General features: G+C 66.4%; 18 protein-coding genes and 1 riboswitch. Of the genes, 12 read left to right on the top strand and 6 right to left on the bottom strand.

Annotation, left to right across the window (positions count from 1 at the left end):
• Positions 1–42 precede the first annotated feature (42 nt).
• Positions 43–780: a methylated-DNA--[protein]-cysteine S-methyltransferase gene (locus tag N4T19_RS22950; RefSeq protein ID WP_182345244.1), complete on the bottom strand. Its 738-nt coding sequence runs from the start codon at positions 778–780 to the stop codon at positions 43–45.
• Between the two features lie 139 nt (positions 781–919).
• Between N4T19_RS22950 and N4T19_RS22945 the strand changes: the two genes are divergently transcribed.
• The 3 genes from N4T19_RS22945 to N4T19_RS22935 all read left to right on the top strand — a co-directional run bounded on the left by N4T19_RS22945 (position 920) and on the right by N4T19_RS22935 (position 3,896).
• The gene (locus tag N4T19_RS22945; RefSeq protein ID WP_116927282.1) at positions 920–1,405 is read left to right on the top strand and encodes a nucleoside deaminase; all 486 of its coding nucleotides are present in this window, start codon (positions 920–922) and stop codon (positions 1,403–1,405) included.
• Positions 1,406–1,506: 101 nt separating this feature from the next.
• On the top strand, positions 1,507–3,039 hold the full coding sequence (locus tag N4T19_RS22940) for a glycosyltransferase family 39 protein (protein ID WP_260719083.1): 1,533 nt from the start codon (positions 1,507–1,509) through the stop codon (positions 3,037–3,039).
• Positions 3,040–3,089: 50 nt separating this feature from the next.
• Positions 3,090–3,896 (top strand): alpha/beta fold hydrolase, encoded by an 807-nt coding sequence (locus N4T19_RS22935; RefSeq protein WP_260719082.1) that lies wholly within the window; start codon positions 3,090–3,092, stop codon positions 3,894–3,896.
• Positions 3,897–3,927: 31 nt separating this feature from the next.
• On the opposite strand, the gene N4T19_RS22930 is transcribed toward N4T19_RS22935, so the two are convergent.
• Positions 3,928–4,587 carry an NAD(P)-dependent oxidoreductase gene (locus N4T19_RS22930; RefSeq protein ID WP_116927279.1) on the bottom strand — a complete coding sequence of 220 codons (660 nt, stop codon included), beginning with the start codon at positions 4,585–4,587 and terminating at the stop codon, positions 3,928–3,930.
• 150 nt (positions 4,588–4,737) lie between these two features.
• Here N4T19_RS22930 and N4T19_RS22925 point away from each other — a divergent pair, with 150 nt between their 5' ends.
• The 5 genes from N4T19_RS22925 to N4T19_RS22905 all read left to right on the top strand — a co-directional run bounded on the left by N4T19_RS22925 (position 4,738) and on the right by N4T19_RS22905 (position 10,931).
• Complete coding sequence (locus N4T19_RS22925) at positions 4,738–5,658, top strand: LysR family transcriptional regulator (RefSeq protein ID WP_313900077.1); 921 nt, start codon at positions 4,738–4,740, stop codon at positions 5,656–5,658.
• A gap of 506 nt (positions 5,659–6,164) precedes the next feature.
• Positions 6,165–7,046, top strand: coding sequence for a putative selenate ABC transporter substrate-binding protein (locus N4T19_RS22920; protein ID WP_260719080.1), 882 nt, complete (start codon positions 6,165–6,167; stop codon positions 7,044–7,046).
• A 70-nt stretch (positions 7,047–7,116) separates the two neighbouring features.
• On the top strand, positions 7,117–7,965 hold the full coding sequence (locus N4T19_RS22915) for a phosphonate ABC transporter ATP-binding protein (protein WP_260719079.1): 849 nt from the start codon (positions 7,117–7,119) through the stop codon (positions 7,963–7,965).
• Complete coding sequence (gene phnE / locus N4T19_RS22910; RefSeq protein WP_409935138.1) at positions 7,956–9,530, top strand: phosphonate ABC transporter, permease protein PhnE; 1,575 nt, start codon at positions 7,956–7,958, stop codon at positions 9,528–9,530. The genes N4T19_RS22915 and phnE overlap by 10 nt, the downstream gene beginning before the upstream one ends.
• Positions 9,531–9,542: 12 nt before the next feature.
• Positions 9,543–10,931, top strand: a complete 1,389-nt coding sequence (locus tag N4T19_RS22905; protein WP_260719077.1) for a PepSY-associated TM helix domain-containing protein — start codon at positions 9,543–9,545, stop codon at positions 10,929–10,931.
• Positions 10,932–11,005: 74 nt separating this feature from the next.
• Here the strand turns inward: N4T19_RS22905 and N4T19_RS22900 are convergent, their stop codons facing one another.
• Positions 11,006–12,220, bottom strand: coding sequence for a sugar transporter (locus tag N4T19_RS22900; protein ID WP_260719076.1), 1,215 nt, complete (start codon positions 12,218–12,220; stop codon positions 11,006–11,008).
• Between the two features lie 114 nt (positions 12,221–12,334).
• Positions 12,335–12,856 carry a 6,7-dimethyl-8-ribityllumazine synthase gene (locus N4T19_RS22895; RefSeq protein ID WP_116927318.1) on the bottom strand — a complete coding sequence of 174 codons (522 nt, stop codon included), beginning with the start codon at positions 12,854–12,856 and terminating at the stop codon, positions 12,335–12,337.
• Between the two features lie 90 nt (positions 12,857–12,946).
• A riboswitch (FMN riboswitch) is annotated at positions 12,947–13,104 on the bottom strand.
• 216 nt (positions 13,105–13,320) lie between these two features.
• Here N4T19_RS22895 and N4T19_RS22890 point away from each other — a divergent pair.
• The gene (locus tag N4T19_RS22890) at positions 13,321–13,854 is read left to right on the top strand and encodes a methylated-DNA--[protein]-cysteine S-methyltransferase (RefSeq protein ID WP_260719075.1); all 534 of its coding nucleotides are present in this window, start codon (positions 13,321–13,323) and stop codon (positions 13,852–13,854) included.
• A 55-nt stretch (positions 13,855–13,909) separates the two neighbouring features.
• Here the strand turns inward: N4T19_RS22890 and N4T19_RS22885 are convergent, their stop codons facing one another.
• On the bottom strand, positions 13,910–15,040 hold the full coding sequence (locus N4T19_RS22885; RefSeq protein ID WP_260719074.1) for a branched-chain amino acid ABC transporter substrate-binding protein: 1,131 nt from the start codon (positions 15,038–15,040) through the stop codon (positions 13,910–13,912).
• A 540-nt stretch (positions 15,041–15,580) separates the two neighbouring features.
• Here N4T19_RS22885 and N4T19_RS22880 point away from each other — a divergent pair.
• Genes N4T19_RS22880 through N4T19_RS22870 form a run of 3 tightly spaced genes read left to right on the top strand, consistent with a single transcriptional unit; the run spans position 15,581 to position 17,399 of the window.
• Entirely contained in the window at positions 15,581–16,072 is a 492-nt protein-coding gene (locus N4T19_RS22880; RefSeq protein ID WP_260719073.1) for a hypothetical protein, read from the top strand.
• Positions 16,073–16,130: 58 nt separating this feature from the next.
• The gene (locus N4T19_RS22875) at positions 16,131–16,583 is read left to right on the top strand and encodes a hypothetical protein (protein ID WP_182345233.1); all 453 of its coding nucleotides are present in this window, start codon (positions 16,131–16,133) and stop codon (positions 16,581–16,583) included.
• Between the two features lie 39 nt (positions 16,584–16,622).
• Positions 16,623–17,399, top strand: coding sequence for a DUF4124 domain-containing protein (locus N4T19_RS22870; protein ID WP_260719072.1), 777 nt, complete (start codon positions 16,623–16,625; stop codon positions 17,397–17,399).
• 46 nt (positions 17,400–17,445) lie between these two features.
• Here N4T19_RS22870 and N4T19_RS22865 read toward each other — a convergent pair whose 3' ends face one another.
• Positions 17,446–18,438 carry an NAD-dependent epimerase/dehydratase family protein gene (locus N4T19_RS22865; protein WP_260719071.1) on the bottom strand — a complete coding sequence of 331 codons (993 nt, stop codon included), beginning with the start codon at positions 18,436–18,438 and terminating at the stop codon, positions 17,446–17,448.
• Positions 18,439–18,528: the final 90 nt, after the last annotated feature.

Here is an 18,528-nt window from a genome sequence, read left to right as displayed (position 1 = left end):
CCAGGGCCGCTGTTGCGGCCCTTTTGGTTATTGGCGTAGCGCTCAATCAAACAGCCCCAGGCTGCTGCCATCGCCCAGCGCTGCGCCCTCCCACTCCAGCAGTTGCAGCTTGGTGCGCGTGCCGCCATTGGCCGAGAAGCCGCCGCCCGCGCCTTGCGCCGCCAGGATGCGGTGGCAGGGCACCACCGGCGCAAAAGGGTTGGCGCCCAATGCCTGGCCCACGGCACGCGCCAAGCCCTTGCCACCCAGGTCCTGCGCCAGGTCGCCATAGCTGCGCGTCTGGCCCGGCTCAATGGCCAGTGCCAGCTGGTAGACCGCCCGCGAAAAATCCGGCACGCCATGCCAGTCCAGCACCACATCATCGAGCAGCGGCAGGCCGCTGCGCGCAGACCAGCGGTTCAGGGTCAGCAGGCTGCGCAAATCACCCAGCACCGGGGCGGGTGCATCGGGCCAGGGCGCACTGTCATCCGGGTCGGAGCCACCCTCGCGCCCAGCCAATAGCCACTGCACGCCGGCCACCGCCTGCAAGGCCTGCGCACTCAAATCACCCGGCACCTGGACCTGCGGCCACAGGCCCTCTCGGCGCTGGCGTGCGTGCTCGAGCAGGCGCATCTGGGTGGCTTCCAGGCTGGGCTCGGGCAGCCGCAGCGCCACCACGGCCTGCGCACCCCAGGCAATGCCGCAAACACCCAGCCGGGTGCGGAACAAGGCATGGCCGGTCTGTGCAGGGTCCCAGCCTTCGCGGGGCACAGTAGGAGAGGATACGGGGGCGGTATGCATGCCTGCATCTTGCCCCAGTTTGCGCAGCCCCCACCAGGCCCAGTGCCGCAGTGCCACTGTCAGTCTTTGCCGGCCAGGCGGCACCGGCCCACAGGCTGACAGCACAATCGGCCAGGTGTTCCACAATAAGAAGCGCCCCATGACCGACACCCTGCACGCCCAGCACACCGCCATCCTGCGCGAGGTGCTAGCCAGCGCCCACCGCAACCGCCATCTGCAAAAAGGCCGCCCCTTTGCCGCAGCGATTGCCGATGATGCGGGCAGCATCCTGGGCCGGGGCGTGAACACCATCAGCCAGACGCAGGACATGACGGGCCACGCCGAGATGGAAGCCATCCGCGACTGCTGCCACCAGCGCCAGCTGCCGCACCTGCAGGGGCTGACGGTCTATGCCTCCGGCCACCCCTGCCCCATGTGCCTGGCCGCAATCGTGGCGGGCCAGGCCAAGCAGGTGTTTTTTGCGTTTGACAATGCCGATGCGGCGCCTTACGGGCTGTCGAGCGAAGGCGTCTACCAGCGCCTGGGCTTGCAGCTGCAACCGCCGCCGCTGCCCATCCAGCGGCTGGATCTGGGCATCAGCGCAGCGCAGCTCTATGGCGATGCGCCCTGGCCCAGCGCAGACTAAAAATCACAGCAAACCGCCTTCGCGCTTTGCGTTGGCTTTACGTCTGCCCTTTATGATCGGGCAGTTTTTTTGGCGGCCATGCCGCCCTTCTTGCCGCTTGCATGACCCCGCTCCCTACCCAGCCCCCTGCCGTTGATCGCCAAGCCCTGCGCTGGATTGCAGCGCTGTTTGTGCTGGTCATGGCCAGCCGCCTGCTGGCCTCGCACGGGGTGTCCTGGGACCAGAACGAGCAGCTGGTCTGGTCGCAGCAACTGGCACTGGGCTACGGGCCCCAGCCGCCGCTCTACACCTGGCTGCAATGGGCCCTGGTGGGGGTGCTCGGCCCCAGCACCTTGGCCGTGGTGCTGCTCAAAAACAGCCTGATTGCGCTGAGCTTTGTCTTTATGCTGCTGGCCGCGCGCGAGGTGCTGCCTGCCCGCCAGGCCTGGCTGGCCGCTGCCGGCATGGCCTGGCTTCCCGGCATTGCCTGGCAGCTGCTGCGCGACCAGACCCACACGGTGATGCTGACCTGCGCGATCTGCGCGACCTGGTGGTTGCTGCTGCGCCAGCTGCGCCAGCCGCGACCGCTGGGCTTTGTCTACCTGGGCCTGGTCGTGGCCTGGGGCATGCTCTCCAAATACAGCTACCTGCTGGTGGCCGTGACCTTGCTGCTGGCCTGCCTGAGCTTGGGCAGCACGCGCCGTGCGCTGCTCTCGCGCGGCTGGTGGCTCACACCGCTGATCAGCATCGCGCTGGTGGCCCCGCATGCCTGGTGGGTGCTGGAGCATTGGCAAACGGCCAGCGGCGCCACGCTGGACAAGCTGCACCCGGCAGAAACCAGCTCCTACCTCAGCGGCCTGGCCCAGGGCCTGCGCGATCTGCTGGCCTTTTTGCTGCTGGCCGTGCTGCCCTGGCTGCTGATGGCACGCTGGACCAGTGGGCGCTTCTGGCAACAGCCCGCTGCGGCCAACGGCGCCATCCATACCAGTCCCACGCCTGACTGGCTGGTGCCGCTGCTGGGCCGCTATATGGCGCTGGTGGCGGGGTCGCTCGCGCTGATGGCGCTGGCCGGCGCGGCCAAGTTCGATGGCCGCTGGATCCAGCCGCTGCTGCTGATTTTTCCGCTCTATATGCTGGCCCGCTGCCCGCCGCTTGCCGCATCGGACAAAAGCCGCCAGCGCTACCTGCTGGCCTGCCTGGGCATGCTGGTGCTGGTGTGGTCGCTGGCCTTGCTGGCGCCGCTGCGCGATGCCAAGCGCGGCAAGGGTGACCGCCTCAATTGGCAGCTGGACCTGATCGCCCAGACCTTGCGCCAGGCCGGCTACCAGGGCCAGGGCATGGTGCTGGCGGAGCACCACACCACTGGCGGCGTGATGCGCATTCTGTTTCCCCAGGCCCAGATCGTGGTCTGCGATGCGGACGAGCCGGGCTTTCATAAGGATTGCGCCTGGCAGGCCGCCGAAAGCGCGCGCCGCCAGCAGCTACCCTGGCTGCAAATCTCCACCGAGGACCCGGCGCCCGATGCCTGGTGGTGGGCGGCCTGGCCGGTCGATGCGATGCTGCAGGTGCAGGAGACCGAGCTGCCCTACCGCTGGACCGAACCGGCACGTGCGCAGATGCAGATGAACTTTGTGGTGTCTCCAGCGGGCAGATAAACACTGCCCGGCGCCACTAAGATGCGGTCATCTCCCTCGCCGCCGAGACCATGACCGCCATCTCCGACACCGCCGCCATCGCCCAAGAACACTGGATCGGCCTGCCCCAGCAGGGCCGGCTGTATGCCAAAACCTGGACCCCGAGCACCGCACATAAAGCGCCGCTGGTGCTGATGCATGACTCACTGGGGTCGGTCGCGCTATGGCGCGATTTTCCGGCGCAGCTGGCCCAGGCCACGGGCCGGCAGGTGATCGCCTATGACCGCCTGGGCTTTGGCCAGTCCGACGCGCGCGGCGACACGCTGGCACCACAGTTTGTCGGCGAAGAAGCGGAGATTTACTTTCCCATTGTGCGCCAGCATCTGGGGCTCACGCGCTTTGCCTTGTTTGGCCACAGCGTGGGCGGCGGCATGGGCATCGCCATTGCGGCTGGCGCGGGCCAGGACTGCACGGCGCTGGTCACCATCGCCGCCCAGGCCTTTGTCGAAGACCGCACGCGGGCGGGCATTGTCGACGCCCGTGCGCTGTTCCAGGACGCGGCGCAATTGGAGCGCCTGGCCAGGTACCACGGCAGCAAGGCGCGCTGGGTGGTGGATGCCTGGACGGAAACCTGGCTCAGCCCCGCGTTTAGCGGTTGGAGCGTGGACGCCTGGCTGCCCCGCCTGCAATGCCCCCTGCTCGCCATCCATGGCGAGCTCGATGAATACGGCAGCACCGCGCACCCTGAACGCATTGCCCGCCAGGCGGGGGCTGGCGGCCAGACCGCCATCATCGCCGGCGCCCACCATGTGCCGCATCGCGAAATGGCCGAGCAGGTGCTCGGCCGGGTGCAGACATTTCTGGCGCAGGCGGACTGAGTCCCCGGTCTGCGCCAGCAGGCCTGTTCTTTTAATAGGCGACCGTAAAGCGCGCCTTGCTGTGCAGATGCTGCTCCAGCGCATCGACCAGGGCCACGGCCAAATCCGCTGCCGAGATATCGCCAGGGCTGCCATCGGCCTGCCACAGCGGCTCATCCTTGCCGGTGCGGTATTGGCCGGTGCGGCCCTGGCTTTGTGCAGCCGATCCGCCATGGAAGCCCACGGGCGGGCTCAGCACGGTCCAGTCCAGGGCTGTCTCTTTTTGCAGCGCGGTATACATGTCGCGGGCCGCACTGGCACCAGGCTTGATCGCAGCGGGGAACTCGGGCGAATCCACCAACTGCTGGCCGTTCACATACAGGCTGCCCGCACCGCCCACCACCAGGTAGCGGGCCACGCCAGCTGCGCGGGTGCCGGCCTCGATGGCGCGCGAGCCCTGGAGGAAATCCTCGTAGATATTCGGGTTGGTCCAGCCTGCGTTGTAGGCCGACAGTACCGCGTCGCTGCCCGTAGCGGCCTTTTGCACCACGGCCGCATCCATCACATCGCCCTGCAGCACCTGCAGGTGCGGGCGGGGCGCCAGCTTGGCGGGGTCGCGCACCAGGGCCACCACGTCGTGGCCGCGTTGCAGCAATTCATCGAGCAATGCGGCGCCTACAAAACCGGTCGATCCAATCAGGGTGACTTTCATCGTATTTCCTTTGCATGAACATCGGCGGGCAGCCTTTGCGCCACGCCATGACCACACTGTAGGGCTGGGGAGCTGATTTGATAATCCCTCTATTTGAAGCAATTCTTTGAAGCTGTGCTTCATAATCAGCCGATGGAAGACCTCAAGCGCATGGCTATTTTTGCCACCGTGGTCGAGCAAGGCTCGATGACGGCTGCTGCACGCATTTTGGGCATGAGTGCTTCGGCCGTCAGCCAGCAGGTGCGGCAGCTGGAAGCCCAGGCTGGCCTGCCGCTGATGCACCGCACGACGCGCAGGCTCAGTCTGACCGACGCCGGGCAGCGCTTTTATGCGCAGTGCGCAGTGATGCTGCAGGCCGCACGCCAGGCCCGCGCCGAGCTCGATGCCGAGCGCGACGAACCCGTGGGCGAGCTGCGCATTGCCGCCGTGCTGGGCCTGGCCGCACCGCTGGGCCGGGCGCTGGCTCCGTTGCTGCATGCCCATCCGCAACTGCGCCTGCAACTGCTGCTCGATGATTCGCACAGCGATCTGGTCGCAGAGCGGGTGGACATCGCCATTCGCCTGGGCGAGCTGCCCGACTCCCACTGGGTCGCGCGCACGCTGGGCACCCTGCCCTGGTGGATATGCGCCGCCCCGGCGCTGGCGCAAGGCAGGCCTTGGCCGAGCAACCCGCAGGCCCTGCAAGCCTGGCCCTGGATGGCGCGCAATATCGGCACAACCAACAACAACAGCACCAGCGCCAGCACCAGCGCCAGCGCCAGCGCCAGCATGCAGCTGCAGCACCGCCACAGCGGCGAGCTGGTGGTGCTGCACACCACGCCACGCATCATCAGCAACCAGCAGTACGCGCTGCAGCAGCTGTGCCGCGAGGGGCTGGGTCTCGCCCGCCTGTTCTCGCTCGAGGTGGCCGACCAGGTGCACAGCGGTCAGCTGCTGCGCCTGCTGCCCGACTGGGATTGCGGCAGCCTGCGCATCTCTGCGCTGACCCCCGAGCGCCAGGCGCTGCCTGCGCGGGTGCGGCTAGCGCTGGCCGCGCTGCAAGCCCACTTTGCGCCGCTGGCACTGTCCTGAAGCGCCTTGCCTGGCCGCCCTAAGCGGACGCTTGCACCTTCACTGTTGCCTAAAAAGAACGTGAGGGGCAGCGGTGGTTTTGGCAAATACGCAAGAATCCACCTTTGGTGGTCGGTGTACTGCCTTGAACCCTATCGCTGCGCACAACACGCGCGGCCTATTAAACCGCCGTGTATCCGGACGGCGGTGGCTTTGAGAACGTGTTTATGATCTCTACGCAGCCGCGTTGGAGTGCAATCGGGATGAGTTCGAAGGGCTGGTTCGCAGCTTGCACTGGGGTGCAAGCAAGAGCCAGCGCGCAGAAATTGCCCGATTTCACTCCAACCCTTCGGGACAGTGGCTTTGCGGGCGCCCGGCTAGGGCCGCCCGGGCAGGGGCGGTCTACGTCGTTGCAAATCCTCGCAATAGCATGGCTATTGCTGCGGTGTTGCGCCTCGCATCCCATCCCGCAAAACCACTGTCGCGGCGCGAGGAGATCCTAAACACGTTCTTAAAACGGAAGCTCTATGACCCACTCTACCGCTCGCCGCTCGGCGCTGCGTGGCCTGTCGCTGGCCGCGCTGACCCTCTCCATGGCAACTTTCAGCGCCCATGCAGACACCCCTGCGGTGCTGCGCGTATCGGCCATCCCAGACGAAGCGCCGACGGAGCTGCAGCGCAAGTTCAAGCCGCTGGGCGAGTACCTGTCGCAGGCCACGGGCATGCAGGTGGTGTTCACGCCGGTGTCCGACTATGCGGCCGTGGTCGAATCCCTGGCCACCAAGAAGCTGGACCTGGCCTGGCTGGGCGGCTTTACCTATGTGCAGGCCAAGATCCGCACCAACGGCACGGCGATCCCGATCGTGCAGCGCGCCGAAGACGCAGTCTTCACCAGCAAGTTCATCACCGCCGACCCCAGCATCCAGACGCTGGCTGACTTGAAGGGAAAGACCTTTGCATTTGGCGCGCCCTCGTCCACCTCGGGCAGCCTGATGCCACGCTACTTTCTGCTGCAAGACGGCCTGAACCCGGAAAAGGATTTCAAGACCGTGGCTTACTCGGGCGCGCATGATGCGACCGTGGCCTTTGTGGCGGCCGGCAAGGCAGAGGCCGGTGTGCTCAACACATCGGTCTGGGACAAGCTGGTCGAGACCAAGAAGGTCGACACCAGCAAGGTGCGCGTGTTTGCCACCACCCCCACCTACTTTGACTACAACTGGACCGTGCGCGGCGACCTGGACCCAGCCATCACCAAGAAGCTGACCGATGCCTTCCTGGCGCTGGACCCAGCCAAGCCCGAGCACAAGGCCATCATGGATTTGCAGCGCGCCTCCAAGTTCATCCCGACCAAGCCCGAGAACTATGCCGGCACCGAAGCGGCCGCCAAGTCCGCCGGTCTGCTCAAGTAAGTGGCCGCCTGGCATGGGCGCTGGTGCAGTGCCCATGCCGCCTCTGCGGCGTTTTTCCAGCATTTGATCCATGAGCTTTGTGCTTGACGATGTGGGCCTGACCCACACCAATGGTTTTGTCGCGCTCTCGGGCATCGGCCTGTCTGCGGCCCAGGGCGAGAGCATTGCGCTGATCGGCCCGTCCGGCGCGGGCAAGACCTCGCTCTTGACGGTGATCGGCACGGCCCACCTGCCCAGCAGCGGCAGCATGCAGGTGCTGGGCCAGGCCTTGCCCAGCGCGCCTGCCAGCCCCACGGCGCGCCAGCTCAAGGCGCTGCGCAGCCTCATCGGCACCGTGCACCAGAGCGCCCCGATTGCGCTGCGCCAGCGCGTGGTCACCGCCGTGCTCGCCGGCCGCCTGGGCCAGTGGCCGCTGTGGAAGGCGCTGGCGTCGCTCGCTTACCCGCAAGACATGGCCGGTGCCCGCGAGGCGCTGGCCCGCGTGCAGCTGGAGGACAAGCTCTTTGCGCGCTGCGACCAGCTCTCGGGCGGCCAGCTCCAGCGCGTGGGCATTGCCCGCGTGCTCTACCAGCAGGCCCGGTTGATCCTGGCCGATGAGCCGGTCTCGGCGCTCGACCCCGCGCTGTCGCTCGCCACCGTGCAGCTGCTGGTGCAAGAGGCCGCCGCGCGCCAAGCCACCTTGGTCGCCAGCCTGCATGCGGTGGACCTGGCGCTGGGCTGCTTTGCACGCATTGTCGGTATCCGCGATGGCCGGATTGCCTTTGACCTGCCCGCCGCGCAGGTGAGCCAGGCACAACTCCAGGCCTTGTACGCCCATGCCGATGGCAGTGCGGCTGCGCTACCCACCTTGGGCAGCATGGCCAGTGCCGCGCCGCAGGTGGCAGCCAGCCCGGCGGCTGACGTGATCACATGCCGCTGATGCCAGCTGCTGCCACCCACACGCACCGCCGCGACCCGGCAGCGCGTGGGCGCCTTATCGCGCTGCTGCTGGCGCTGCTGGTGCTGTGGCCCATGCTGCAGACCTCGGGCTTTTCACTGGCGCCGTTTTTTGACAGCAACAACCTCAAAGTGGTCGGCGGCTTTCTGGCCCAGTTTCTGCCGCCCGAAACCAGCCCGGAGTTTCTAGGCTACCTGGGCCAGGCCAGCTTGGAGACGCTGGCCATTGCCACCGCCGGCATGGCGCTGGCGCTGGTTTTGGCGCTGCCGCTGTCCTATCTGGCGAGCGGCGCTGCGCGCGAAAAGGTCAGCCTCAACCCGATCACCCGCAGCGTACTGACCATTTTGCGCGGTGTGCCCGAGCTGGTCTGGGCGCTGGTGTTTGTGCGGGTGTTTGGCCTGGGCCCCGCCGCTGGCGTGCTGGCCCTGGGCCTGACCTATGGCGGCATGCTGGCCAAGGTCTATGCCGAGATTCTCGAATCGGCCGACCCGGCGCCAGCCCGCGCACTGCGCGCGAGCGGCGCAGGCCGCTTGCAGGCCTTGCTCTACGGCGCGCTGCCGCAAGCGGCGCGCGAGCTGACCTCGTACACCGTCTACCGCTGGGAATGCGCAATCCGCGCCTCGGTCGTCATGGGCTTTGTGGGTGCCGGTGGCCTGGGCCAGCTGATGGACCAGGCCATGAAGATGCTCAATGGCGGCGAGGTCGCCAGCATCTTGCTGGCCTTTATGGTGCTGGTGGCGCTGGCCGATCTGCTGTCCTGGTGGCTGCGCCGCGCGCTCGATACGCCGCCGGCAGCCCGTGCGCTGCCCTTTGGCTGGCGCAGTGCGGCCCTGCTGCTGCTCGGCGCTGCTGGTCTGTGGGCTAGCTTCTGGCTGCTCAACATCGACTGGTCAGCATTGTTCAGCCGCGATGCCGTGCAGTCGATGGGCAGCTTTGTCGCGGGATTCTTCTCGCCCGACCTGAGCGCCGCCTGGCTGCGCAAGGTGGCCCAGGGCGTGTGGGAGACCTTGGCCATCTCCGTCATCGGCAGCCTGCTGGCGGCAATGGGCGGGCTGATGCTGGCCTTGCCGCGCTGGCGCACGCCCTGGAACGCGCTGCTCAACCTGCTGCGCTCGGTGCCCGAGCTGGTCTGGGCGACGATCACCGTGCTGGCCGTGGGCCTGGGCCCGTTTGCGGGCGCCTTGGCGCTGGCCTTGCACACGGCTGGGGTGCTGGGCCGGCTCTATGCCGAGGCCTTGCAGAACACGCCCGCAGCCCCTGCCCGGGCGCTGCGCCTGGCCGGCAGCAGCCGCCTGCTGGCCTTTTGCTATGGCACGCTGCCAGCGGCCGCGCCGCAGCTGCTGGCCTACACCCTGTACCGCTGGGAGATGAACATCCGCATGGCGGCCATCCTTGGCTTTGTCGGCGCTGGCGGCCTGGGCCAGCTGCTGTATTTCGAACTCTCGCTGTTCCACTACGCGCAGGCCAGCACCGTCATCATCGCCATGCTGCTTTTGAGCATGGCGGTGGACTGGAGCAGTGCTGCACTGCGCCGCGCAATGCGCTAACCACGATCCTGGATGTCTCCCTCCACCCGCAAAACCTGGCAGCTGCTGATCCGCAGACTGCATCTGTATATCGGCCTGCTGGTCGCACCGTTCATCGTCGTGGCCGCCGCGACCGGCCTGCTATATGCACTGACGCCCCAACTGGAAAACCAGCTCTACCGCAGCGCGCTGCAGGCCGAATCGGTACCTGGCGCCCAGGCGCAGCTGCTATCCGCTCAGGTGCAAGCCGCCTTACAGTCCTTGCCCACTCCGGCAGCCGTGGTCGCTGTGCGCCCGGCGCCCGATGCGCGTAGCAGCACCCGCGTGATGGTGGCCGATGCGGCGCTGGGCCCCTCCGAGTACCGCAGCCTCTTTGTCAATCCCTATACACTGGCGCTGCAAGGCGACCTGACGGTCTATGGCACCAGCGGCGTGCTGCCGCTGCGCAAGCAGCTCGATCTGCTGCACCGCCAGTTGCTGATGGGCGAATGGGGCCGCACCTACAGCGAGTTGGCGGCATCCTGGCTGTGGGTGGCTGCGCTGGGCGGTGTGGCACTGTGGTGGCTGTCGCGCCCGCAGCGCGCCGGCGCCCAGGTGACTCATCCTCCGCTGCGCCGCTGGCACCATGGGCTGGGCCTGTGGCTGCTGGTGGGCCTGCTGTTCCTGTCGGCCACGGGACTGACCTGGTCGCGCTGGGCCGGCGGCCATTTTGGCCAGGCGCTGCAGCAGATGGGCTGGCAAACGCCACGCCTGAACACCAGCTTGGACACAGCAAACCATGGCACGCATGCGCACCAGCACGCGGCCGACCCGCATGCGGACCATGCCGAGCACCAGACCGCCCCGATGGCGCCAGCCGATAGGCTGCCTATGCCCGAAGACTTTGGTACCGCCTTGGCAATCGCTCGCCAGCACGGCCTGGCATCGGCCAAGCTGGAGATCCGGCCGCCAGCTGCCGCCAACAAGGCCTGGACGGTGACCGAAATCAACCGCTCCTGGCCCACCGAAGTGGATGCGCTGGCGGTGGACCTGGCGAACGGCCAGGTGCTGGACCACAAGCGCTTTAGCGACTACCCACTCGCCTCCAAGCTGACACGCTGGGGCATTGACCTGCACATGGGCAGCTGGGGTGTTTTGAACCAGGCAGTGCTGGTGCTGCTGGGCGCCGGCATTGTCGCAATGGCAGTGACTGGCTGGCTGCAATGGCGCAAGCGCCCGGGCCGCAGCCGCGAGTGGCTGCATGGCCAGCTGACCTTGGTCCACCAATGGCGCCAGTTGCCGCGTGTTTCAGCGTTGGCTCTGTTGCTGGTGGCAGTCGCCTTGGGCTGGCTGCTGCCGGTGCTGGGCTGCAGCCTGTTGGCACTGCTGGCGCTGGATGCCTGGATCTACCTGCGCCGATCGCCCCAAGCCACAAAACGGTAAGCCCAAAAAAATGCCCGGCACACAGGTGGTGCCGGGCAGGTGGATGGTGCTAGGGACGCTCCTTCGCTGGCCAGTTAGTGCGGCACAATGCGCGCCTCCGCCCCTGCGGGGGCAAAGCTGCTGCGCCACTTCCAGCCGGCAAAGGCACACCACAGCACCCCCAGCACGGCAATGCTGCCGCCCACGGGGCCCAGGTAGTGCAGTCCGGCATGCATGCCCACCTGGCTGCCCAGCAAGGCCCCCGCGCCAATGCCGATATTGAAAATGCCCGAGAACAGCGACATGCCCACATCGGTGGCGTCCGAGGCCAGGCGCAGCACCTTGGCCTGCAGCGGCAGCACCATGCACAGCATGACGACACCCCACACGGCGCAGACCAGGTAGAGCGCAGGCGGCCAGCGCGTGCTGGGCAGCAAAAGCCACAGGCAGGCTGTCAGCACCGCCATCGCACCGAGCAAAAAGCCGCGCGGCCAGCGCATGCCAAAGCTGCTGAACAGGATGCTGCCCACGATGCCCATGCCGCCGTACAGCAGCAGCACCCAGGTGGTGACCTGGTTGTTGAGCCCCGCCTCACGCTGGATCAGCGGCTCGATATAGCTGTAGACGGTGAACTGGGCCGTCACCATCAGGATCAGCAAGGCATAGGTGGCAGACAGCGCCGGGCGCTTGAACAGCATCGGAATGCTGCGCAGCGAGCCGGCATTCTCGCTGGGCAGCAGCGGCAGCATGCGCCACAGCACCAGCATGACGGCCAGCGCCAGCACGCCGATGATGCCAAAGGTCGTGCGCCAGCCCAGCGCCTCGCCCACCATGCGGCCCAAAGGCACGCCCAGCACCATGGCCAAGGTGGTGCCGGTGGCCAGCAGGCCCAGTGCCTGCGGGCGCTTGTCCTGCGGCGCAATGCGCACGGCCAGCGATGCGGTGATCGACCAGAACACGGCATGCGCCAGCGCAATGCCCATGCGGCTGATCAGCAAGGTGGCATAGTTCCAGGCCACGGCCGACAAGCCATGGCTCAGGATGAAGAGCGCAAACACCCCCATCAGCAGCTTGCGGCGCTCGACATTCTTGGTCATCAGCATGCAGGGCAGCGACGTCAATGCCACGATCCAGGCATAGATGGTCAGCATCAGGCCCACCTGCTCGGTGCCCATGCCAAAGCTGCCACCAATGTCGCTGAGCAGGCCCACCGGCACAAACTCGGTGGTGTTGAAAACAAAGGCGCCCATGGCCAGGGCAATCACGCCCAGCCAGGCCTGGCGGCGGGTCAAAGATGCGGAATCAGTCATAGCAATAAAAAAGCCGCAACTCCAAAGCGGAGAGCGGCTCGCCAGTGTGCCAAAAAATATTTAGCTGCCCAAGAAACTCAGGGAAAACCCTTTATTACAGGTTGTGGGCGCCTGTCAGGCTGCCAGCGTTTGGGGTTGCAGCTGTTGCAATTGCTGCGCTTCCAGCTTGCGGTGCAGTTGCACGGTGGCCGCGCAGGCGCGGGCCAGCTCGGCGCCCTTTTTCACAAAATGCTGGTGGAAGAAGTCATGGTGCTCCTGCGAGTCATGGAAGTCGCGCGGCGTCAGCACGGCCGAGAACACCGGCACGCAGGTGTCCAGCTGCACGCGCATCAGGCCATCGATCACGGCCGTGGTCACAAACTCATGGCGGTAGATGCCGCCGTTGACCACCAGGCCGCAGGCCATCAGACCGGCGTATTGGCCGCTTTGGGCCAGTCGCTTGAGCAGCAGCGGGATCTCGAAGGCACCGGGCACATCGTAGAGGTCGATCTGGTCGGCGGGCCAGCCTTGCTGGGCCAACTCGGCGAGGGCGGCATCGCGCGCCTGGTGCACGATGTCCGAATGCCATTGCGCGCTGACAATCGCCAGACGTGCGGCCTTGGTGATGGAGTGGGAAATGCTGGAATGCTGATTCATGGTTTTGCTGTCCTTCAATGACCTGAATCAGGGCGCGCGCAAGCCCATGGCAGCACTGCGCGCACCGGCGCAGGGCAGCTATCAGCTTTGCGCGATTCTCTTTCATCCGGACTGTGACCGTCGGCTCTGGCATCGCACCAGATCTGCTGACCTTGCCCGGCCGTAGGCCTTGCAAGCGCTCGCGGGCTCCTGGCTCCTCAAAGCCAGATACCGCCGGTGGGGAATTGCACCCCGCCCTGAGAATAACGCTGAGCCGCTGCCGGCAAGGCCCGGAGTGGACCCAGCCTGCTGCAGCTCGCCGGCCGATTGTAGAGGGGCTGCGATACAAACACCGTCACCCAGGTTTTTGATGCGCAGGTAACTTGTTATACGTGTAGTTTTACCGCTTTAGCCTGCCCGCCTCCACTAAGGCGCCAGCGCTCTACACTGCGGTACCTACGCCCCCCTCATCCCCCATCCCCACCATGGCCCCGCTGAACTTCGTGCTCTCTCACATCCCCAGCCCACAAGGCCCCATCTTGCTGCTCTGCGACGAGCAGCAGCGCCTGCGCGCGCTCGACTGGCAGGGCTATGAAGCGCGCATGGCGCTGCTGATGCGCCGCCAGTACCCGCGTGATGCCGTGCAGATGCACAGCAGCGCGGCCCCGCCAGCGCCGGTGGCAGATGCCCTGGCCGCGTATTTTGATGGCGAGCTGCAGGCGCTCGATCGCCTGGCGCTGGCACTGGGCGGCACCGATTTCCAGCGCCAGGTCTGGACGGCATTGCGCGCCATCCCGGCGGGCAGCACACGCAGCTATGCCAGCCTGGCCACGCAGATCGGGCGGCCGGCCGCAGTGCGTGCGCTGGGCATGGCCAATGGCGCCAATCCCATCAGCATCGTGCTGCCCTGCCACCGGGTCATCGGCAGCGATGCCTCGCTCACCGGCTACGCAGGCGGTCTGGCGCGCAAGCAATGGCTGCTGGCGCATGAAGCGAGGCACAGCAAAAAGCCCGCCTAGGCGGGCTCGGGGGTTGGGATCGGCACCCTTGCAGATGCCCAGAGCCACCGGCAGCTTACTCGCCGATAGGCGTCTTCTTGCCGTCGATGTAGTGGCTCAGCGTGTACAGAGGCACCTTCAGCTCGCCGTTTTCCTGGAAGGCAATCTTCGCGGTCACGCCGTTGTACTCGGACTTGCGCAGCTCGGGCAGGTACTTCTTGGGATCGGTGGAATCGGCACGCTTCATCGCGTCAACGATCAGCATGGTCGCGTCGTAGAAGTAAGGGCTGTAGACCTGGAACACGCCAGGGTTCTTGGCGTCGTAGCGCTTCTTCCATTCGATGCCGCCAGGCATCTTGGCCAGCGATGCACCGCCGTCGGCGCAGACCACATTGCCCAAGGTCTTGGTGCCCGTAGCCAGCTTGGCCAGCTCGGCCGTGCAGATGCCATCGCCGCCGAAGAACTTCACATTGGTCATGCCCAGCTGCACCATCTGGCGCAGCATGGGGCCCGCTTGTGCATCCATGCCGCCGTAGAAGATCGCATCGGGCTTCTTGGCCTTGATGGAGGTCAGGATGGCCATGAAGTCGGTGGCCTTGTCGTTGGTAAACTCCGACGCCACGATGTTCACGCCCTTGGCGCCCGCATCCTTCTTGAACACATTGGCCAGGCCTTGGCCGTAGGCGGTGCGGTCATCGATCACGGCCACGTTCTTGAGCTTCAAGGTATCGGCCGCATAGCCAGCCAGCGCAGCGCCCAGCGCGTTGTCGTTGGCAATGATGCGGAAGACGCCGGGGTAGCCGGGGCGGGTCAACTCAGGGTTGGTGGCCGCGCCGGTGATGAAAGGCACACCGCAGTCATTGAAGATCTTGGACGAGGGAATCGCCACACCCGAGTTCAGAATACCGGCGACCGCGGCGACCTTGTCATCGCAAAGCTTTTGCGCAGCGGCCGTGCCTTGTTTGGGGTCCGCCGCATCGTCTTCGGCCACCACTTCGAACTTGATCTTCTTGCCCCCGATGGTCACACCCTGGGTGTTAAGGTCTTCCACGGCAAAGCGCACGCCCGTGACGTTGTCCTTGCCATAGTGCGCCTGAGGTCCGGACAGCGGACTCATCGTACCGATCTTCACCACCTCCTGTGCGTTGGCAGCTACCGCCACACCTGCCACCAGCATGGCCACTGCGGCCTTGATACTTTTATCCATTGCGTCGTACTCCATCAAAAGCGTCTGTTAAGCGCCACCGGTACCGGCGTGTGCCGCCTCGCCCACTTGTAATGGGGGCAGCACACCTGGTACATCATCGAACTCGATAGCGTGAGTGAGATTTTTTATCTACCTGGGCCTACGACGGTATTAGGACAAGTCCTGTAAAAATAGCGACACAGTGGGTTTGAAATCGCATATAAGCGCCAGCGTGCAACACATTCCAGCGATTGCTGCATTGCATCAATCGACAGGCTGTGGCCGGTAATGAACCAAATTTCTCGATACTGACTCTTAAGAAGATAGCCCTGGTGTTCAGGGATGTCTCCTGCATGCGACGCCAGCGTGTCTGTAAAGATTGGAAAAACAACGCAGGACTGTGATGCAGCCGTCAACCCCCGAGGCCGGAAAAACGTCTTTACCTACATGGGCCCAAGTCTCCGGTATTGAGGGTGTAACGGTTAGCATTGGGAATCGCGATTGCTGGCCTTATGGCATCAACGCTAGTCCATGCCACCACACAACCAGAAAGGCTCAGATATGAACCATCGTCACTTGCTCAGCATTGCCACCATCGCGCTAGGCGCGCTGGTTACCACCGGCTGCGTTGCCACCGGCAGCGACGGCTACTACAGCGATGCAGGCTATGGCAGCTATGGCGGCGGTTACGGCTATGGTTACCAGCAGCCCTCGCAAACCATCTATGTGCAGGATCGCTACAACGACGACCGCTACTACCGCGAGCGTGACCGTGATCGCGACCGTGCGGCCCGCGAGCGTGAAGCGCGTGAACGCGAGCGTGATCGGGACCGTGACCGCCAGGCGCGTGAACGCGACCGCGACCAGCGCGCCCGTGACGAAGACCGCCGCCGCGCGCTGGAGCGCCAGGCACAAGACCGTGAACGCCAAAACCGTGAGCGCGACCGCAACCGCTTTGGCGAGAGCCGCCACCAGCAGGAATGCGCCGCGGCTGCACGCCAGATTGCAGCGGGCAGCGACAATGTGCTGACCCCCAGCCGCCCCTGCCGCTGATACCGCTGACCGGCCCACGTGCTGAGCGCGCGGGCCCATCCAACAAGGAGTTTCCACCATGCGTACCATTCGTCTCGGCACGATGGCCATCGCCGCGGCCAGCGCCCTGCTCTTGGGCGGCTGCGTGGTCGCACCCGCAGACGGCGTGTACTACGGCGATGCCTACTCGACCTATTCCACCCCGACCTATGGCTACGGCTATGGGGGTTACGGTTACGGCTACAACAGCTACCCCTACTACGGCAGCAGCTCTTTGGTGATCCAAAGCTCGCCAACCTATGTGTATGGTGGTGGCCGGCCTTACTACCGGCCTGGCGGCGGCTACTACCGCCCCGGCGGTGGCTATGACCGCCCAGGGCATGGCGGCAGCAGCCGCCCACCCTCACGCCCGCAGCAGCTCGCGCCCGGCACCGGCTCCAACTTTGGCCGGCCCTACGGCTCTGGCCCCCGCCCTGCAGCGCCCGCTTCGCGCCCCAATGGCGGCCGGTTTGGCGGGCAGTTCCAGCGCTAACCGCGGCGCCTAGACCCTGTGCAACGACGGGCCTCTCCGATGCGCCATACGCCACAACCCCGGCTGCCCCGCTTCCGCCTCGGCACTTGGCTGGGCCTGTGGTGCGCCTGTGCACTGGCCGCGCCGATCGCCCACGCGCAGGTTACCCGCTGCGTGGACCCGGGCACGGGCAAGGTGACCTATACCGATGGCGCCTGCGCCAGCGGCGCGCGTGCGACCGAGATCGAGCGGCGCAAAACCGATGAGGAACTGGCCCAGGACCGTGCCCGCGAGCAGGAGGCGCTGCAGGCCAAGGCCGAGCGGCGCGAGCAGGAGCTCGTCCAGCGCAGGCTGCAGGCCGACGAACGCGCCGAGGATTTGGCGCAACGGGCTGCCAACCGCCCCTCGCGCAGCAACCCCGCACAGTCCGCCGCCTGCCATCAATCGCGGGAGCGCTACAGCGCTGCCTCCGACGCAGCGGCTGACAAGGCCATGGGTAGCAGTGCGCAGCTCGAAGCGGCCAAGCGCCAGATGGAACTCGACTGCCTGGGCCCCGAGGCCTACAGCCGGCTCGAAGCGAGCCGCCCCGCGCCCAGCGCCGTGCTGCCCGCCGATCCCTACTGGGACCGCTACCCCTATGGCCGCCCGCCGCCACGCCCTCCAGTGGTAACCCCTCCAGCCCCGGCACCCAGCATCACCCGCTGCGATGTGTTCAAGTGCGTGGATGCCCAGGGCTACTCACACCCCCGGGGCCAGATTGGCGAGACCGTGCGGCCCCCCAGCCCCAGCGCCAACCCGCGCAGCTGCCGCAGCCAGGGCGGCACCGCGCCCTGCTAGCTGCCCTCTGGTAGCGGCTGCAAAAGCGCCCGCTTTCTGCCTGCGTTCAAGCGTCTGGGCCTTGAGCTTCGCCAGGCCCCACCAGATACACCGCCGCCTGCAAGCCATGGTGCACCGTCTGGTAGCGCAACACCACACCCAACTCATGCCGCATGCGGCTATTGCTCAGGCGACGCGACTCGCGCATAAAGCTCAGCAAGGTGGGGCTCAGTTGCTGCTCGGCCTCGGCCAGGCTGATGCGCGCGGGGTGCGGCAGGCGCCACAGATCAGCAGCCAGGTCAAAATAATCGCCCATCGGCATCGCGGAGTCATCGGCCACATTGGTGATGCGCTGGGGCCGGCCTCGCCACAGCGCCCGCTCGACGGCACGCGCCAGATCATCGGCGTGGATATGGCTGGTGTAGACATCGTCCTCACGCCGCAGCAGCGGCGTGCCGCGCTGCAGCCGCCCCAGCGGGGTTCCGCCCTCGCGGTCGCCGGCATAGATACCGGGGATGCGCAGCACATGCACCGCCGCGCCACTGGCCCCAAAGCGCAACGCCCATGCACGCAGCTGGCGCTCGGCATCGACCCGGCGCAGCGCCCGGGCGGTGCTGGCACGCAGCGGATGGGTCTCGGTGACCCAGGCCCCGTCCCAGTTGCCATAGACACCGCTGGTGGAGCCATAGACCAGGCGCGGCGCCTGGCCTGCACGGCCCACCAGCGCGCGCAGCAGGTGGCAGGTGCGCAGATCACGCGAGGCCGCCGCTGGCGCAGCTCCCGCAGCGGGCTGCGCAGGGGGGGCCAGGTGCACCACCCGCTGGGCCAGGCCCGCCAGCCGGCGCAGGCTGCGCGGGTCATCGAGGTTGCCCAGCAAAGGGGTAGCGCCCAGGGCGCGCAGACTCTCAAAGCGCTGCGGCGATGAGCTGAGCGCCCGCACCAGCGGGCCGCGCGCCGCCCGTGCATCCTGGCCCGGGCGCTGCCACAGCCGCAGCAGCCGCTGGCCGACATCGCCACAACCCACGATCAACACCCGCTGGCGCCGAAAACGCGCCGGCAAGGCCTGGCCTGCTGCGATGGCGCAGCGCTGTCGGGGCCCGCTTCGCGGGCTTTGGTTTAAAGGCACAATAAGCTTTCGTGGTTCAAATGG

Origin of the sequence: Comamonas squillarum (assembly GCF_025309455.1) — a bacterium.
GTDB classification, from domain to species: Bacteria; Pseudomonadota; Gammaproteobacteria; order Burkholderiales; family Burkholderiaceae_C; genus Comamonas; species Comamonas squillarum.
The sequence above is the reverse complement of the archived record's forward strand: the minus strand, read 5'-3'. Positions and strand labels throughout refer to the sequence as shown.

Bases quoted from the DNA above. Each gene is read 5' to 3' on its own strand.
- N4T19_RS22925 (WP_313900077.1), top strand. From the start codon at position 4,738: ATGGCTATTTTTGCCACCGTGGTCGAGCAAGGCTCGATGACGGCTGCT.
- N4T19_RS22900 (WP_260719076.1), bottom strand. From the start codon at position 12,220: ATGACTGATTCCGCATCTTTGACCCGCCGCCAGGCCTGGCTGGGCGTG.
- N4T19_RS22875 (WP_182345233.1), top strand. From the start codon at position 16,131: ATGCGTACCATTCGTCTCGGCACGATGGCCATCGCCGCGGCCAGCGCC.
- N4T19_RS22895 (WP_116927318.1), bottom strand. From the start codon at position 12,856: ATGAATCAGCATTCCAGCATTTCCCACTCCATCACCAAGGCCGCACGT.
- N4T19_RS22920 (WP_260719080.1), top strand. From the start codon at position 6,165: ATGACCCACTCTACCGCTCGCCGCTCGGCGCTGCGTGGCCTGTCGCTG.
- phnE (WP_409935138.1), top strand. From the start codon at position 7,956: ATGCCGCTGATGCCAGCTGCTGCCACCCACACGCACCGCCGCGACCCG.
- N4T19_RS22885 (WP_260719074.1), bottom strand. From the start codon at position 15,040: ATGGATAAAAGTATCAAGGCCGCAGTGGCCATGCTGGTGGCAGGTGTG.
- N4T19_RS22930 (WP_116927279.1), bottom strand. From the start codon at position 4,587: ATGAAAGTCACCCTGATTGGATCGACCGGTTTTGTAGGCGCCGCATTG.
- N4T19_RS22935 (WP_260719082.1), top strand. From the start codon at position 3,090: ATGACCGCCATCTCCGACACCGCCGCCATCGCCCAAGAACACTGGATC.
- N4T19_RS22890 (WP_260719075.1), top strand. From the start codon at position 13,321: ATGGCCCCGCTGAACTTCGTGCTCTCTCACATCCCCAGCCCACAAGGC.
- N4T19_RS22905 (WP_260719077.1), top strand. From the start codon at position 9,543: ATGTCTCCCTCCACCCGCAAAACCTGGCAGCTGCTGATCCGCAGACTG.
- N4T19_RS22940 (WP_260719083.1), top strand. From the start codon at position 1,507: ATGACCCCGCTCCCTACCCAGCCCCCTGCCGTTGATCGCCAAGCCCTG.
- N4T19_RS22880 (WP_260719073.1), top strand. From the start codon at position 15,581: ATGAACCATCGTCACTTGCTCAGCATTGCCACCATCGCGCTAGGCGCG.
- N4T19_RS22950 (WP_182345244.1), bottom strand. From the start codon at position 780: ATGCATACCGCCCCCGTATCCTCTCCTACTGTGCCCCGCGAAGGCTGG.
- N4T19_RS22915 (WP_260719079.1), top strand. From the start codon at position 7,117: ATGAGCTTTGTGCTTGACGATGTGGGCCTGACCCACACCAATGGTTTT.
- N4T19_RS22870 (WP_260719072.1), top strand. From the start codon at position 16,623: ATGCGCCATACGCCACAACCCCGGCTGCCCCGCTTCCGCCTCGGCACT.
- N4T19_RS22945 (WP_116927282.1), top strand. From the start codon at position 920: ATGACCGACACCCTGCACGCCCAGCACACCGCCATCCTGCGCGAGGTG.